12 protein-coding genes and 1 pseudogene are annotated in these 15,886 nt (G+C 66.4%); 6 read left to right on the top strand and 7 right to left on the bottom strand.

The window, feature by feature from the left end; translation table 11 throughout:
- Positions 1-9: 9 nt before the first annotated feature.
- Complete coding sequence (locus RXV88_RS04780; protein ID WP_316290963.1) at positions 10-2,328, bottom strand: calcium-binding protein; 2,319 nt, start codon at positions 2,326-2,328, stop codon at positions 10-12.
- Positions 2,329-2,439: 111 nt separating this feature from the next.
- On the opposite strand from RXV88_RS04780, the gene RXV88_RS04775 reads away from it, so the two are divergent.
- Positions 2,440-3,126 (top strand): M48 family metalloprotease, encoded by a 687-nt coding sequence (locus tag RXV88_RS04775; protein WP_316290962.1) that lies wholly within the window; start codon positions 2,440-2,442, stop codon positions 3,124-3,126.
- A gap of 90 nt (positions 3,127-3,216) precedes the next feature.
- Here RXV88_RS04775 and RXV88_RS04770 read toward each other — a convergent pair whose 3' ends face one another.
- Together RXV88_RS04770 and RXV88_RS04765 are read right to left on the bottom strand one after the other, a co-directional pair.
- Positions 3,217-4,356, bottom strand: a complete 1,140-nt coding sequence (locus tag RXV88_RS04770; RefSeq protein ID WP_316290961.1) for a hypothetical protein — start codon at positions 4,354-4,356, stop codon at positions 3,217-3,219.
- A 3-nt stretch (positions 4,357-4,359) separates the two neighbouring features.
- Positions 4,360-5,139, bottom strand: coding sequence for an SDR family oxidoreductase (locus tag RXV88_RS04765; RefSeq protein ID WP_316290960.1), 780 nt, complete (start codon positions 5,137-5,139; stop codon positions 4,360-4,362).
- Between the two features lie 144 nt (positions 5,140-5,283).
- On the opposite strand from RXV88_RS04765, the gene RXV88_RS04760 reads away from it, so the two are divergent.
- The gene (locus tag RXV88_RS04760; protein ID WP_316291050.1) at positions 5,284-6,294 is read left to right on the top strand and encodes a Hint domain-containing protein; all 1,011 of its coding nucleotides are present in this window, start codon (positions 5,284-5,286) and stop codon (positions 6,292-6,294) included.
- A gap of 12 nt (positions 6,295-6,306) precedes the next feature.
- Here RXV88_RS04760 and RXV88_RS04755 read toward each other — a convergent pair.
- Positions 6,307-6,555: pseudogene (locus RXV88_RS04755) on the bottom strand (Rho termination factor); the annotation flags it as partial.
- 55 nt (positions 6,556-6,610) lie between these two features.
- On the bottom strand, positions 6,611-6,976 hold the full coding sequence (locus RXV88_RS04750; protein WP_316290959.1) for a nuclear transport factor 2 family protein: 366 nt from the start codon (positions 6,974-6,976) through the stop codon (positions 6,611-6,613).
- Between the two features lie 116 nt (positions 6,977-7,092).
- Here RXV88_RS04750 and RXV88_RS04745 point away from each other — a divergent pair, with 116 nt between their 5' ends.
- From RXV88_RS04745 to RXV88_RS04730, 4 genes are all read left to right on the top strand, one after another.
- Entirely contained in the window at positions 7,093-8,700 is a 1,608-nt protein-coding gene (locus tag RXV88_RS04745) for a peptide chain release factor 3 (RefSeq protein ID WP_316290958.1), read from the top strand.
- A 280-nt stretch (positions 8,701-8,980) separates the two neighbouring features.
- Positions 8,981-10,729: a glycosyltransferase family 2 protein gene (locus RXV88_RS04740; RefSeq protein ID WP_316290957.1), complete on the top strand. Its 1,749-nt coding sequence runs from the start codon at positions 8,981-8,983 to the stop codon at positions 10,727-10,729.
- Positions 10,726-11,670, top strand: coding sequence for a glycosyltransferase family 2 protein (locus RXV88_RS04735; protein ID WP_316290956.1), 945 nt, complete (start codon positions 10,726-10,728; stop codon positions 11,668-11,670). Before RXV88_RS04740 ends, RXV88_RS04735 begins: the two co-directional genes overlap by 4 nt.
- A 206-nt stretch (positions 11,671-11,876) precedes the next feature.
- On the top strand, positions 11,877-13,316 hold the full coding sequence (locus RXV88_RS04730; RefSeq protein ID WP_316290955.1) for a DEAD/DEAH box helicase: 1,440 nt from the start codon (positions 11,877-11,879) through the stop codon (positions 13,314-13,316).
- 123 nt (positions 13,317-13,439) lie between these two features.
- Here RXV88_RS04730 and RXV88_RS04725 read toward each other — a convergent pair whose 3' ends face one another.
- Both RXV88_RS04725 and RXV88_RS04720 read right to left on the bottom strand, forming a co-directional pair.
- Entirely contained in the window at positions 13,440-15,107 is a 1,668-nt protein-coding gene (locus tag RXV88_RS04725; RefSeq protein ID WP_316290954.1) for a ribonuclease J, read from the bottom strand.
- Positions 15,097-15,882 (bottom strand): type III pantothenate kinase, encoded by a 786-nt coding sequence (locus RXV88_RS04720; protein ID WP_316290953.1) that lies wholly within the window; start codon positions 15,880-15,882, stop codon positions 15,097-15,099. The genes RXV88_RS04725 and RXV88_RS04720 overlap by 11 nt, the downstream gene beginning before the upstream one ends.
- Positions 15,883-15,886: the final 4 nt, after the last annotated feature.

Raw genomic sequence — 15,886 nt, 5'->3', positions numbered from 1 at the left:
GACCCTTGCTCAGACGAAGAGGAAATCGCCAAGCGACAGGTCGGCGGCGGCGACCCCTTCCAGGATTATCGTGTGCCCGCCGATCACCACTTCGGCCCCGGTTTCGCCATCGGCGATGGACAGGCTGTCGAAGGCGGCCAGCGGGTCGATATCCTCGCCGTCGCCCTCCAGGTCGAATACGATCAGGTCGGTCGCGGGCGCGTAGTAATAATAGTAATCGTCGGGATCCTCCCCGCCCTGATAATCGGTGATGACATCCACCTCGCCCTCGACAAGCTCTGCAAAGAGGAAGGTATCCTCGCCATAGCCGCCGGTCATCGTGTCGTCGCCCGAGCCGCCCTCGATCAGGTCGTCGCCCGAGCCGCCCTTGATCAGGTCGTCGCCGGTCCCGCCCGAGATCGTGTCGCTGCCCCGGCCGCCATAGCCGGTGTCGTCACCCGCGCCGAGAACGAGCAGATCGGCGTTGTTCCCGCCGCCGACCTCGTCGTTGCCAAGCCCGGCATAGATCGCGTCACGCCCTTGGCCCGCGCCGATGAAATCGCCATCGGCCCCGCCGAGGATCAGGTCGCGCCCCGCGCCGCCCCAGAGCGAATCGACGCCATCCGCGCCGATCAGCAGGTCGTTGCCCTGCCCGGCCACCACCTCGTCAGCGCCGCTTCCCGCGAGAATCGTGTCGTGGCCCGCGCCGCCGCCGACCAGGTCGCCGCCCGCGCCCGCATCGACGTAATCGTCGCCTCCGGAGGCGGAGATGTTGTCGTCGCCCGTGCCGCCCAGAACGGTGTCGTCGCCGTCGCCCGCCTGGATCGCGTCGTTGCCGCCCGCGCCATCCAGCGTATCCGGCGCCAGGCCGCCGATCAGCGTGTCGTCACCCTCGGTTCCGGTTTCGTTGACCGGTGTGCCGGACTGGATCGACAGCGCGTAATCCGGGTCGAAATCATCTGCCCAGTTCGAGACGTTTCCGACCGCGACCGACACGTAATAGGTGCCCGTGGAGGGCGCGGTGAAGACATCGGTGCGGACCTCCTCGAAGCCGCTGCTCGTACCCTCGACCACCGCGCCGGACGCATCCAGCACGCGCAAGGACGGTTCGTTCCAGGACGGGCCCCAATAGCCGGTGCCCTCTTGCGTGGCGGTCGCCTGGTAGGACACGCCTTCCTCGAGCGCGACGGCGTACCAATCGTCGTCGTTGTCGAATTCGAAGCGCCCCAGAACCGGCTCGTCGAAGGTCAGGGTGCCGGCGGTGTCTGTGGTGTCGCCCACATCGGGCGGCAATTCGACCTCGGTCAGGGTCACGGTGTAATCATAGCTACCGAAGTAGTTGTAAAGATTTATGAAATAGGTCCCATCTTCGTCGACTTGCAGGTAATCCGTCGCCGTTCCGTCGCCGTACAGATACCCCCAGAAGTCGGTGAAATTACCGTTCTCGTCGTACATTTCGAGGTCGAGGTCGATGGTCTGATCGGCGTCAGCCTCTACCGTCAGCGCATAAACCTCTCCGGCCTCGAGGGTGACCGCGAACCCGTCGGAATCGCCCTCGGCGTAAAAGTCCGAAGAGACCGGTGTATCCAGAGGCAATTCCACGTCGCTGTCGGGGCCGAACGGAATATCGGGTCCGCCTTCGGTCAAGAGCAATTCATATGCGCCGACATTCGGGGAATCGTCGTCGAATGCAAAATAGAAATCGTTTGCGATTTCAACATAGTAGGTGCCGTCGGCCCCCACCGTGAATCCCATCACCCCGTTACCATCGGTGTAGTAATAGCCGCTGGCGTAAGCGTAGGCGCCATTTTCGTCGTAAAGATCGAAGTACCCTTCGAGCACCTCATCGCTCAGGCTTTCGACGGACAAAAGGTACACCTGCCCTGCTTCCAGCGAGACTTCGAACCAGTCGCTGTCATAGCCTTGGAAAAAACTGCCCGTCACCGGTGTGTCCAGCGGCAGGGTCGCCGTGGTCAAGATGCTCGCGGGCAGGTCGGCCCCCAGGTTCTCGACGCTCACGGTATAGGTGCCGGTCCCGTCACCGTATTCTGCGGCGTCGATGAAATATGTGCCAGCCGTGGGGGGCGAATAGACCAGACGCGAGTCGAGATTGGCAAAATCGTCGCTCCACGCCACAAAGATGCCGTCGGGATCGTACAATTCCAGATAGGGATCCGGCAGCGTGCCGCCACCGCCGTCCGCACCGCTGAGTTCGATGCTGTAGGCGAACCCGGTCTCCAATGAGACGGCGAACCAGTCGCGATCGTACGCCTCTTCAATCGTTCCGGTGGCGCTGCCGCCAACGGTTACGGTTCCGGTTGTCGAGCTGTCTGCGGAAAAATCGTCCATCTCAATCTCCATGGCAAAAAATTACTGAGCAAAGTGTAAGAAAAACTTTCTTGTCGCGCAATGCCGCGATTGCCCCTTGGACAGTTATTCCAGACGCCCCATATTCAGGACATGCTGAAACTCACCCCGATCCTTCTGGCGCTGATTTACGGTCTGGCGATGTATCGCTTTTCCGCCTGGCGCACCGCGCGCGAGCTCGATCAGCGCTCGACCGAACTGGCCGATCCGCGGCTCAAGCGGCTGACCGACCGGATGGCGGCGTCGCTCGACCTGCCGCGCATCCGCGTGAACATCTACGAGATCGACCCGGTCAACGGGCTGGCCGCACCGGACGGGCGGATTTTCATCACCCGGGGGTTTTACCGCAAGTACCAGCAAGGCGAGGTCTCGGCCGAAGAGCTGGCCAGCGTGATCGCGCATGAACTGGGGCATGTGGCGCTGGGGCATTCCAAGCGGCGGATGATCGACTTTTCCGGGCAGAACGCGTTGCGGATGACACTGGCGATGGTGCTGTCGCGGTTTTTGCCGGGCATCGGGCCTTGGGTGGCGAATGCTGTGACGACGCTCTTGGCGGCGCGGATGTCGCGGTCGGACGAATACGAGGCGGACGCCTATGCGGCGGCGCTGCTGACCAAGGCCGGGATCGGCGTGGAACCGCAGAAATCGCTTTTCCGCAAGCTTGAAGAGCTGACCCAGGCGCGGGCGGGCGCTGTGCCGGCCTGGCTTTTGTCCCATCCCAAGACGGAAGAGCGGATCGCCGCCCTCGACGCGCTCGAGGCGCGGTGGGAGCCGAGCTGACCGCGGCGCGGTGCGCGGGGACCGCGCACCCTACGGCGTTCGGGTTCGAATCGGCGCATCCGCGTAGGGTGCGCGGTCCCCGCGCACCGCTCACCGCAGGTCGAACTGCGCCTCGGCCAGATCCTCGCCATTGACCTGCACCACAATCCCATGCGCGCCGGGATGCAGCGTGAAGGTTGTCGCATCGCCTTTGAGCCGATGCGCCTTTTCCAGCACCAGCGGCTGCCCGGCCCGGACCTTGCCCGCTTTCAGCTTGAACACCTTCTCGGCGCGTCTGCCGCCGGGGCGGGCAAAGATCATCCGGTAATCCACCAGCACCGGCGCGTCCCGCGCCGCCGTCAGCGTCACCCGGAATCGCAGCGTGCCGCCGATCGCCACCTCGGGCGTCAGCACCTCGAGCCGGGCCGTCGCCACGCCCCGTTCGTACCCCAAAAGCGCCAGCGCCTCCGGCGCGCCGCGCTTGATTGCGGTGCGCAGGGCGTGGCGGGTGATCCAGCCCATCTCGCGCGGCTCCTGCGCGCCGACGGACTGCCAGTCGCGTAGCCGGTCCACCACCACCCCGGGCGCGATTTTCGATATGTCGTTCAGATGGTTGGCCACCGATCTTGTGACATAGCGGGTGGGATCGCCATGCAGCCGGTCAAGAAACCGCAGCGGCACCAGCGGGTCGAGCGCGATGTTGCGCGCCCAGGGCAAACGCGGCCGTGTTCCCTCGCTCACCAGCCGGCGGACATGGTAATTGCCGTCCTCCGCCCAGAGGTCGAGCCGCGCCAGCGTCTGGTCCGGCCAACGGTTCAGGAACGGGCGGATGTAGAACTCCATCGAGAATCGCTGGGTCGCCGCATAAATCAGATCGAGCGCCCGCTCGCGGTGATCCTCCAGCCCGTGGCGCACCGCGAGGATCCCCGGCACCGCATGGATGAAGCGCCCGAAATCATCGTCCGTCAGCCCGGGGTCGAGCGGCGGCGGCAGCGCCGCCTCGAGCGCCTCGGCCATGGCGGGAAAGCGCGCGGGCAGCTGCGCTTCGGCGCAATCCGCGATCCAGTCCAGCCGCTCGAGCAGCCCGCGCCCGGCCAGCCCCGCGACCGCCTCGGCGTGAAAGCGTTCGGCGTCAAAGCCGGGCAACACGGCGAACTCGCCCGCCAGATCGGCGAGCGTTCCGGCGTTGAACAGCTGATCGGCCAGCGACGCGCCCGCGCCGCCGCCCTGCCCGTCGGGCCCGCGCGCCATCGCCTAGAGCGTGGCGTTGGTGGCGCCGCCATCGAGCAGGATGTTCTGCCCGACGATGAAGCCCGCGTTCTGCGAACACAGATAGGCGCACATCGCGCCGAATTCGGCAGCCGTGCCGTAGCGCCGCGCGGGGATCGCGGCGGCGCGGCGCGCGCGCGCCTCTTCGATCGGGATGCCCTCGGCCTTGGCCACCCCGCCGTCGAGTGCATCGGCGCGGTCGGTGGCGTGGATCCCCGGCAGCAGGTTGTTGACGATCACGCCCATGGGCGCGACCTGCCGCGCGGTGCCCGCGACATAGCCCGTAAGCCCCGTGCGCGCGGCGTTCGACAGGCCCAGCTGCGGGATCGGCGCCTTGACCGATTGCGAGGTGATGTTGACCACCCGCCCCCAGCCGCGTTCGGCCATGCCGGGCATGACCGCCGTCATCAGCGCGATGGGCGTCAGCATGTTGGCGTCGAGCGCCGCGATGAAATCCTCGCGTCCCCAGTCCGACCACAGCCCCGGCGGCGGCCCGCCGGCGTTGGTCACCAGGATGTCGAGCGTGCCTGCCGCCGCCAGCACCTCGGCGCGGCCCGCGTCCGACGTGATGTCGGCGGCCACCGCCGTGACCTGCACCTGATAGCGATCGCGCAGCGCCTTCGCGGTCTCCTCAAGCGGGCCGGGGCTGCGCGCGTTGATCACCAGATCGACGCCCGCCTCGGCCAGCGCCTCGGCGCAGCCGCGCCCCAGACCCTTGGATGAGGCGCAGACCAGCGCCCGTTTGCCACGTATTCCCAGATCCATCTTATCCCTCTCCTGTCATTTTTCCCGCAAATCGCCGGGGACGCGGCCATTTGATGACACATTCGCATTCCATACAATGCCTTGCACCCGACAATCTTGGCCCAGCCCCGCGCCGCCTTTCAGCAACACCGGACACAGACCCAAGTGGACAGCAGCCAGCGCCCCTCCCAAAGCGTCACCGTCTTCCGGTCGGCGCATCTGCGTGTGATCAACGGCGCCAACCTGGGCGACGGGATGAGCTTTGCCGAAGAGCTCACGTTAGATGACATCTACCACCTGTCACCGGTGGCCGATCCCGCGCGGCTGAGCCTGGTGACCACCAGCGCCTCGCCCTTCCGCATCGCCGAAGACAGCGAGATCGGCACGCCCGGGGCCGACCTGCACCTAGATTGCTGTGTGACGCTGATGTCGGGCAACGGCCAGACCACCGAGGCGCTGATCCTGGTCGAAACCGATACCGAGGGTCATGCGGCCGAGGTCTTTGTGCTGCCGCTGGCGCCGATGGCGGCCAAGACCGATTACGTGCTGGTCGGCGTGAACCCCGACAACGCCCTGCAGAAATTCGCCCAGATCGCCTGCGTGTCCTTCACCCGCGGCACGCTGATCACCATGGCCTCGGGCGCGCAGCGCAAGGTCGAGGACCTGGCCGTGGGCGACCGCGTGCTGACCCGCGACGACGGCCCGCAGGAAATCCGCTGGATCGGCCACACCACGACGCGCGCTGTGGGCGCCTTTGCCCCGATCGTGATCACCAAGGGCACGCTCAACAACGACACAGATCTGGTGGTCAGCCCCGATCACCGGCTCTTCATCTACCAGCGCAAGGATCATCTGGGCGCGGGCCGCTCAGAGCTTCTGGTCAAGGCGCGCCATCTGGTCAACGGCGCGTCGGTCTATCGCCAGGTGGGCGGGTTCGTCGATTATTTCCAGATGCTCTTCGACCACCACCAGATCATCTATGCCGCGGGGATCGCCGCGGAATCCATGCTGGTGGACACCCGCACCCGCGCCGCCCTGCCCCATGAGGTCGAGGAAAAGCTCGCAAGCCTCATCCCCGGGCACCGCGCCTCGTCCCAGTCGGAATTCGACGCACCCGAGGCGCTGCTCGCCCGTCCCGACATCGCCGACCTCTTGCGCCGGTCGTCGATGGGCTGAGGCGACCTGGCCGTCGCGCAGCGCCGCGATCAAGTCGTCCTCGGTCATGTCGGACCGGCCCGCGATGTCGAGTTCCTTGGCACGGTCGAAAAGGTCGTCCTTGGTCCAGTCCTCGCAGCGCGGCGCCTTGCCACCTTTTTCCAAGGGGTTCTGGTCGTAGCTGGCCTGCGCATTGGCGATGCGCGCGGCCTTTTCCTTGGAGGCGCCTTATTCGCGCAGCGCCTCGTAGGTGTCCTTGTCCTTGATCCAATTTCCGGCCATGGAGTGCCTCGTTTCAGAGGCACCCCAGTCGCGGGCCGGGGTTCTCCGCCGCGCGCTACGTGGCGTAAAAGAATTCCTCCCGCACGATCCTGCCGTCCGCGACGTGGTAGACCGCGACCTCCTTCATGTCGAAACTGTTACCAGAGGCCCTCTCGCGGCCCTGCGCCTCGAAGATCACGGCGAACCGGTCGTCGCCGTGCAGCATCGGATCGCTGATACTGCCGCCGGTCATCTCCATGTTGGCGTCCCACCAGGCATGCTTGCCGCGGATGCCTTCGAGGCCCGCGGTCTCACGCCCCATGCCCTGGTCCGCAGCCTCCACCGACACCGCATTCTCGGCGTAAAGCCTGTCCAGGTTTTCCATCGTCCGGCCCTCGCGGCACCCGGCGACCAGTTCCTTGGCGATCTCATTCAGGGTCATGGTACCCCCCCCTAATGTTCACATTATGTTCTCACTCTACGCCCACCTCCCGAGTCGCGCAAGCGCGGTTTCACGCCGCTTGCCAAGGATACCCCCGACCCCCTATACGCCGCCACATGCACGACGCTTCCACAAACCGCCCCGACCTGCCCGCCGAGATCGCCCGGCGGCGCACCTTTGCAATCATCTCGCACCCCGACGCCGGTAAGACGACGCTTACGGAAAAGTTCCTGCTTTACGGCGGGGCGATCCAGATGGCCGGACAGGTGCGCGCCAAGGGCGAGGCGCGGCGCACGCGGTCCGATTTCATGCAGATGGAGAAGGACCGCGGCATCTCGGTCTCGGCCTCGGCCATGTCGTTCGATTACGCCAAATACCGCTTCAACCTGGTCGACACCCCCGGCCACAGCGATTTCTCCGAAGACACCTACCGCACACTGACGGCGGTGGATTCGGCGGTGATGGTGATCGACGGCGCGAAGGGCGTGGAATCCCAGACCCGCAAGCTCTTCGAGGTCTGCCGCCTGCGCGACCTGCCGATCCTGACCTTCTGCAACAAGATGGACCGCGAGGCGCGCGACACCTTCGAGATCATCGACGAGATCCAGGAAAACCTGGCCATCGACGTGACACCCGCCAGCTGGCCCATCGGCATGGGGCGCGATTTCATCGGCTGTTACGATTTGCTTCGCGACCGGCTCGAACTGATGGACCGCGCCGACCGCAACCGCGTCGCCGAAACGGTGCAGATCGACGGGCTCGACGATCCGAAACTGGCCGAACACGTCCCCGCCAAGGCGCTGGAAAAACTGCGCGAAGAGGTCGAGATGGCGCGTGAACTGCTGCCCGCACTCGACCCCAAATCGGTGCTCGAAGGGCACATGACCCCGATCTGGTTCGGCTCGGCCATCAACAGCTTCGGCGTCAAGGAGTTGATGGAGGGCATCAGCACCTATGGCCCGGAACCGCAGGTGCAATCGGCCGAGCCCCGCAACATCGCGCCCGAGGAAACCAAGGTCACGGGCTTCGTCTTCAAGGTGCAGGCCAACATGGACCCCAAGCACCGCGACCGGGTCGCCTTCGTGCGGCTGGCCTCGGGGCATTTCAACCGAGGCATGAAGCTGACCCATGTGCGCACGAAAAAGCCCATGGCGATCACCAACCCGGTGCTTTTCCTGGCCTCCGACCGGGAACTGGCCGAAGAGGCCTGGGCCGGCGACATCATCGGCATCCCCAACCACGGCCAGCTGCGCATCGGCGACACGCTGACCGAAGGCGAGGCTTTGCGCGTCACCGGCATCCCCAGCTTCGCGCCCGAACTGCTGCAAGGCGTGCGCGCGGGCGATCCGCTCAAGGCCAAGCATCTGGAAAAGGCGCTGATGCAATTCGCCGAGGAAGGGGCCGCCAAGGTCTTCAAACCCGACATCGGCTCGGGCTTCATCGTGGGCGTGGTGGGCCAGCTGCAATTCGAGGTGCTGGGCAGCCGGATCGAGCTGGAATACGGCCTGCCGGTGCGCTTCGAGGCATCGCAATTCACCTCTGCCCGCTGGGTGCACGGGCCCAAGGCAGCGGTCGAAAAATTCACCGCCGCCAACAAGCAGCACATCGCCCACGACAACGACGGCGACATCGTCTACCTCACGCGCCTGCAATGGGACATCGATCGCGTGCAGCGCGACTATCCGGACGTGACCCTGAGCGCGACCAAGGAAATGATGGTCTGACCGTCCCCTTCTTCTTGGCAAAAATACTCGAACCCAACCCTCGGCCACCCACAAAAAGCCCTGAAACCGCAAGGCGCCCAAAACAATGACGGTCTGAGGCGCGGTGCGCGCAAAGCGCGCACCCTACGGCGTTGCGCACCGCCATCCCGTCACCGCGTCACGCCCGACAATGGCCCCGAGGCCCCTGCCAAAGGCGGGGGACGAGATACCAAGCGCGCCGCAGGCGCTCCTTCGGATCAAACCCGTTGCGCGCCGGGGACCTTCGGGGCAGTCTGCCGCCATGAGCAGCACCCCCACCTACAAAGGCGGCATCAAGGCGATCCTCGCGCAGATGGAGGCGCGGCGCGATCCGCTGACCCACGCCCCGGGCGAAGGCCTGCCCGGGCCCGACACCGACCTTGCGGCGCTGCGCGACAAGGTCGTCGCCGACCCCGAGGACGACCCCGGCCCGCCCTACCGCTCCTCCTGTCACCGCAAGCGACACGCGCTGCGGCGCGAATTCGCGGGCATGTCCGAACTGGCCTTCCTGAACGCCCTGCTGATCGCCCATCTGCGCAAGCGCGAGGCGCCGCCGCATGCCGCGCCGCTCTTCCGGCGCATCTGGGCCGAGGAGGCCCAGCATCTTCTGCACGAGCTTGACGCGCGCTGGCTGGTCTCTTCGGTGACCACCTTCGGCGAGCACGGCGCCACCCCGGCGCAGCGCGCCACGGGTCTCGCGCTCAACGTTCTATTCGGCACCATGAAGCTCTACGAGACCGAGCGGCTCTATTCCGGCCTCTCACCCGACCGCCCCTTCAGCCTCGACAACAAGGCCCGGGCCAGCCTGCCCCTGCAGATGGATGCCTATGCCCTCGCCGATGGCGGGCTCGACGTCAACATGCTGGGCCGGCTCTGGACCGAAGCCGCGGGCGATACGGTCATCCGCCCGCTGGCGCACCACCTGATCGAGGCGCTGATCCACGATCCCAACACGCTCTTTCGCCGGCTCGCCACCATGCGCCAGCGCAAGGCGCGCCGCCAGTCCGCCGGGGCAAGGCCGAAACCGCGCAAACCCGCCAACGCTGCCCCCGTCCCCGCCCAGGCCCTGCCCGAAACGGCCCAGGATCTGCGCTGGGGCCTGGTGAGCACCGTCAAGGCCCCGCTGCCGCAGATCGCCCACTTCGCCGCGCATCATCTGTCGCTGGGCGCGGCGACGCTGCATCTCTACCTCGACGATCCCGACCCGGACACCGCCGCCTTCCTGCGCCGCCATCCCGCCCTGCGGGTCACCGAATGCACCGGCGACTGGTGGACCGGCATCGGCAAGCCGCGCCCCGACGCCCACCAGCTGCGCCAAGCCCACAACGCCACCCGCGCCCTGCGCGACACGGGCGGCGCGCTGCACTGGTTGGGCCATATCGACGCCGACGAATTCCTGCTGGCCGACCGCCCGCTGGCGGACATCCTCTTCGACCTGCCTGACGATACCGCCCTCGCGCGCCTGCACCCGGCCGAGGCGCTGGCCACGGACGACGGCCTGCCGCAGCACTTCAAGCTGACCCACAAGGCCGCCGGCGTACCACGGGCGACCCTGCAGGATGTCTATCCCACCTTCGGGCTGCATCTCTACGGCGGCTTTCTCAGCCACACCACCGGCAAGGTCTTCGCCCGCCCCGGCATCCCCGACACCCGGCTGGGCATCCACACGCTGAAATACCAGGGCCAGGACGCCACCAACCGCAGCCAGATCTCCGACGCCTGGCTCACACATTTCCACGCCCCCAGCTGGGACCATTTCATCCGCCACTACCGCTTTCGCCGCGAGGCCGGGTCCTACCGCCCGCGCGAGGACCGCGAGGAAATGGGCCTGGCCGAGCTTCTGGCCTTCCTCGAGGAAGAAGACGGCGAGGCCGGCCTGCGCACCTTCTTCGACGAGGTTTGCGCCGACACGCCCGCGCTGCGCGACCGGCTTGCGCGCCACGGCATGCTTCTGACCCACCGCTTCGATCCCGACGCCGCGGTGCGCCGGATCTTCGGCACCCTGCCATGACACGCTGGGGCGTGGTCGCCACCGTCAAGGCGCCGCTTCCGGCAATCCTCGACTTCGCCGCCTGGCACCTGTCGCAGGGCGCACACCGGCTCTATCTTTATCTCGATGACGACCCGCAAGGGGCGGAAGAGAGGCTCCGCCGACACCCCAGGATCCGCGTCACCGTCACCGACGCCGCCTATTGGGCCAAGCGCAACGGCCGCCCGGACAAACACCAGGTCCGCCAGACCGTCAACGCCCGCCACGCCGCCAACCGCCGCGCCGAATGCGACTGGCTGGCCCATATCGACGTTGACGAATTCCTGCTGCCCGACAGGCCCCTCGCCGACCAGCTGGCCGAATTGCCCAATACCGCGCTCTGCGCCCGCGTCCGCCCGGTCGAGGCGCTGGCCCCCGGCGATGGCGCCGCCCCGGGCGAGACCGCCTTCAAGGCCTTCCCGCTCGACCAGCGCGCCCGGCAGACCGCGGCCGAGGCCTGCTTTCCCACCTGGGGGCAGCATCTGTCGGGCGGGTTTCTCAGCCATGTGGCGGGCAAGCTCTTCTTCCGCACCGGGCTCAAGGGCCTGCAGATCCGCATCCACAACGTGATCCTGGACGGCGTGCAAAACCCCGGCGAGGCGGCGCTGACCGACACCGAGCTGGGGCATTTCCACGCCGCCGACTGGGATCATTTCCGCCAGGTCTACCGCTTTCGGCTGACCCACGGCTCCTACCGGGCCGAGCTCAACCCCCAGGTCAGGCGCGACGGCGCGCTGAACCTGCACGACCTTTTCGGCGCGATCGAGGCCTCGGGCGGCGAGGACGCTCTGCGCGCCTTCTACGACGAGGTCTGCACCGCCAGCGCGGGCCTCTGCACCCGACTCGAGGATCACGGGCTTTTGCGCCGCCACCGTATGGCGCTGGCCGAAAACCGCGCCCGGCACTTCCCCGATTTCGCCTGAATCCGCACGCCGCCGCCGCTGGATCGGACAATTCCGCCGCAAATCGCCCTGCGACAGCTGCCAAGGGCCGCATTCGATTGACCTTTTCCCCGGTTATCCGTTAAAAGCGCGCACGAGGTTACAAAATGCGACATATCGCAGGGCCATACGGGCCTGACCTCTGATCAGACGTGCGGGCCAGACGTGTCCGTAAACATCGGATACACATGACCAAATTTTCTGAGTTGAACCTCAATCCAAAGGTTTTGAAGGCCGTAGAAGAAGCCGGCTACGAGACGCCCACGCCGATCCAGGCCGGCGCCATCCCGCCCGCACTCGAAGGCCGCGACGTGCTGGGCATCGCCCAGACCGGCACCGGCAAGACCGCCAGCTTCACGCTGCCGATGATCACCATGCTGGCGCGCGGCCGCGCCCGGGCGCGGATGCCGCGCAGCCTGGTGCTCTGCCCGACGCGGGAACTGGCCGCGCAGGTGGCCGAAAACTTCGACACCTACGCCAAACACGTCAAGCTGACCAAGGCGCTGCTGATCGGCGGCGTCAGCTTCAAGGAACAGGACCAGCTGATCGACAAGGGCGTCGACGTGCTGATCGCCACTCCGGGCCGCCTGCTGGATCATTTCGAGCGCGGCAAGCTTCTGCTGACCGGCGTGCAGATCATGGTGGTGGACGAGGCCGACCGGATGCTCGACATGGGCTTTATTCCGGACATCGAGCGCATCTTCAGCCTCACGCCCTTCACCCGCCAGACGCTCTTTTTCTCGGCCACCATGGCGCCCGAAATCGAGCGCATCACCAACACCTTCCTGTCGAACCCCGCCCGGATCGAGGTGGCCCGCCAGGCCACAGCCTCCGAGACGATCGAACAGGGCGTGGTGCTTTTCAAAAGCTCGCGCCGCGACCGCGAGGCCAGCGAGAAGCGCAAGTTGCTGCGGATGCTGATCGACGCCGAGGGCGACAAATGCACCAACGCGATCATCTTCTGCAACCGCAAGGTGGATGTGGATATCGTCGCGAAATCGCTCAAGAAATACGGCTATGACGCGGCCCCCATCCACGGCGATCTGGACCAGAGCCAGCGCACCCGTACGCTCGATGGCTTCCGCGCGGGCGAGCTGCGGTTCCTGGTGGCCTCGGACGTGGCTGCGCGCGGGCTCGACGTGCCGGCGGTGAGCCATGTCTTCAATTTCGACGTGCCCAGCCATGCCGAGGATTACGTGCACCGCATCGGCCGCACCGGCCGCGCCGGGCGCGAAGGCAAGGCGCTTATGATCTGCGTGCCGCGCGACGAAAGGAACCTCGACGATATCGAGAAGCTGGTCCAGAAAGAGATCCCGCGTCTCGACAACCCGCTGAATTCCGCCCCCGCCTCCGCCGCCGCGCCAGAGCCCAAGGCAGAACCGGCGGCAGAGGAAAAGAGGCCCTCGCGCAGCCGCTCGCGCAGCAGGTCCGAAAAACCCACCGAAAAGCCCGAGACCGAAAAGCCCCAAACCGAAACGGCCGCAGCAGAGCCCGCGCGCGAGGAAAAACCCCGCCGCGAGCGGCGCGACCGCTCCGGCGGGCGCGGCTCGGACAACAAGGTCGTGGGGCTGGGCGATCACATGCCGGAATTCATCGCGCTAAGCTTCGACGAACGCCGCGCCGGGTAACCCCGGCGCCGCGGGCCGCCAATCCGGAACACGGCCCGCCACAACGACCGGTTCATTCGCGCGCGTCCTCAGGACCTATGAGCAGCGCAGCGCCGGCGCGGGCCGGCGCCTCCCGACAGGCAATCAGGAAAGCCGGCTGACCACCACCGTCACCTCGGGCTTCTTGCCGATTTCGGCCTGCGCGGTCTGGCGGGCCACGCGTTTCAGCCCTTCTTCCAGCTTGTCGTCATCCGCCAGGGTCTTGTCGCCGGCGCGGCCCAGGAATTGCGACAGGTCCTCCTCCAGCACCTCGATCAGCGGCGCATGGCTGCGCCCCATCTCGGGCAGACCCATCAGATCGCACCAGGGCTCGCCCAGCGGCTCGTCGTCCTCGTCAAGGATCACCGTCACGATCACATGACCGTTCAGCGCCATGCGGATCCGGTCGCGCACGACCCCGTCGAGCGCCCCGATCTGCACTGTCCCGTCGACATAGGTGCGACCGGTCTCGACATATTCCGCCACCGTGGGGCTGTTGCCGGAAAGGTCGATCATCATTCCGTTGACCGCCAGAACCCCGGTGCGCCCACGCGACTGCGCCAGCTTCACATGCTCGCGCAGATGCCGGTGTTCGCCATGCATCGGCACCACGACCTGCGGCTTGACCACATCCTGCAGCGTCTCCAGGTCCGGGCGGTTGGCGTGGCCCGAGACGTGATAGCGCCCGCCCGCGTCGTCGACCACATCCACCCCCATTTCCGAGAACTGGTTCATGATCCGGATCACGCCTTTTTCGTTGCCCGGGATGGTCTTGGACGAAAAGAGGAACAGATCGCCCTCCTTCAGCGTGATCCCGTTGTACTTGCCCCGCGCCAGCTGCGCGCTGGCCGCGCGCCGCTCGCCCTGGCTGCCGGTGACGATCAGCATCACGTTCTCGCGCGGGATTTGCGTGGCGTCCTCCGGCCCGATCACCTTGGGAAAGCCTTTCAGCACGCCGGTCTCGACCGATGCCTCGATCATCCGCCGCATCGCCCGCCCCAAAAGGCAGACCGACCGCCCCGCCCGGTCGCCCGCCTCGGCCAGCGTCTTGACCCGCGCCACGTTGCTGGCGAAGGTCGTGGCCACGACCATGCCCTTAGCCTCAGACACCAGCGCCTCGATCTCGGGGCCGATGCTGGCCTCGGACCGGCCCGGCGCGGGGGAAAACACGTTGGTGGAATCGCAGATCAGCGCCTTGACCCCGTCTTTCGACACCTCGGCCCAAAGCTCGGGGTCCCAAGGCTCGCCCACCAGCGGCGTCTTGTCGAGCTTGAAGTCGCCCGAATGGATCACCCGCCCCTCAGGCGTGTCGATCACCAGCGCCGAACTTTCCGGGATCGAATGCGAGATCGGCAGGAACCCCACCTTGAACGGCCCCGCCTCGACCTGCGCGGGCCAGGCAGACGCCGTGCGCACGGTCTCGGGCGAATGGGCATGCTCTTCCATCTTGCGCCGGGCGATATTGGCGGTGAAGGCGCGGGCATGAATGGGCGCGCCCAGCTGCTCCCAGAAATGCCCGATCGCGCCGACATGGTCCTCATGCGCATGGGTGATGAATATCGCCTCCAGCCGGTCGCGCCGTTCGCGCAGCCAGGTGATGTCCGGCAGGATCAGATCGACACCGGGCGTGCCGTCCATATCCGGAAAGGTGACGCCCAGATCCACTAGGATCAGCCGTTCCTTGTCCGGTGCGCCGTATCCATAGACATAGGCGTTCATTCCGATCTCACCGGCCCCGCCGAGCGGCAGGTAGATGATGCGTTCACTGCTCATGGGTTAACCCTTGTGTATTGTACTTGTGAATGACCGTCAGACCGTGCATCGTCAAGTCGTCCTCGACACTGTCGAACGTCAGATCGCCCTGCGAAAACAGGGGCGCAAGCCCTCCGGTCCCGATCACCTTCATCGGCCGGCCGTATTCTTCGCGGATGCGGCGCACCAGCCCCTCGATCAGACCCGAATAGCCCCAGAACACGCCCGACTGGATACAGGCCACCGTGTTGGTGCCGATCACTTTCTCGGGCCGCGTGATGTCCACATGAGGCAGCGCCGCAGCGCCGAGGTGCAGCGCCTCGAGCGAGAGATTGACCCCCGGCGCGATCGGGCCGCCGACATAGGCGCCATCGCTGTCCACCACGTCGAAATTCGTGGCCGTGCCGAAATCGACCACGACGAGATCGCCGCCGTGCCGGTCGAAGGCGCCCGCCGCGTTGGCGAGACGGTCCGGTCCCGGCGTGACGCCCGGATCCACCCGCGGCGCCGCGGGAAGCCGGCATTCCGGCTTGCCCACAACCAGCGGGCGCGTGTCGAAATAGCGGTCGCAGAGCACCCGAAGGTTGAACACCACCCGCGGCACGGACGAGGCGATGATGACCTCGTCAATCTCCATCGGCACACCGCGCGCCCCCATCAGCGTGGCCAGCCAGACGTAATACTGGTCCGCCGTGCGCTGATGCTCGGTCGAGGCGCGGAAGGTTGCAAGAAACGCCGTGCCGTCCCAGATCGAGAACACGGTGTTGGTATTGCCGCAATCGATGGCCAGAAGCATGATC

The organism is Aestuariicoccus sp. MJ-SS9 (assembly GCF_032586235.1).
Taxonomy (GTDB): Bacteria; Pseudomonadota; Alphaproteobacteria; order Rhodobacterales; family Rhodobacteraceae; genus Aestuariicoccus.
This window is presented reverse-complemented; position numbering and strand designations above follow the sequence as displayed.

Bases quoted from the DNA above. Each gene is read 5' to 3' on its own strand.
- RXV88_RS04780 (WP_316290963.1), bottom strand. From the start codon at position 2,328: ATGGACGATTTTTCCGCAGACAGCTCGACAACCGGAACCGTAACCGTT.
- RXV88_RS04775 (WP_316290962.1), top strand. From the start codon at position 2,440: ATGCTGAAACTCACCCCGATCCTTCTGGCGCTGATTTACGGTCTGGCG.
- RXV88_RS04770 (WP_316290961.1), bottom strand. From the start codon at position 4,356: ATGGCGCGCGGGCCCGACGGGCAGGGCGGCGGCGCGGGCGCGTCGCTG.
- RXV88_RS04765 (WP_316290960.1), bottom strand. From the start codon at position 5,139: ATGGATCTGGGAATACGTGGCAAACGGGCGCTGGTCTGCGCCTCATCC.
- RXV88_RS04750 (WP_316290959.1), bottom strand. From the start codon at position 6,976: ATGACCCTGAATGAGATCGCCAAGGAACTGGTCGCCGGGTGCCGCGAG.
- RXV88_RS04745 (WP_316290958.1), top strand. From the start codon at position 7,093: ATGCACGACGCTTCCACAAACCGCCCCGACCTGCCCGCCGAGATCGCC.
- RXV88_RS04740 (WP_316290957.1), top strand. From the start codon at position 8,981: ATGAGCAGCACCCCCACCTACAAAGGCGGCATCAAGGCGATCCTCGCG.
- RXV88_RS04735 (WP_316290956.1), top strand. From the start codon at position 10,726: ATGACACGCTGGGGCGTGGTCGCCACCGTCAAGGCGCCGCTTCCGGCA.
- RXV88_RS04730 (WP_316290955.1), top strand. From the start codon at position 11,877: ATGACCAAATTTTCTGAGTTGAACCTCAATCCAAAGGTTTTGAAGGCC.
- RXV88_RS04725 (WP_316290954.1), bottom strand. From the start codon at position 15,107: ATGAGCAGTGAACGCATCATCTACCTGCCGCTCGGCGGGGCCGGTGAG.
- RXV88_RS04720 (WP_316290953.1), bottom strand. From the start codon at position 15,882: ATGCTTCTGGCCATCGATTGCGGCAATACCAACACCGTGTTCTCGATC.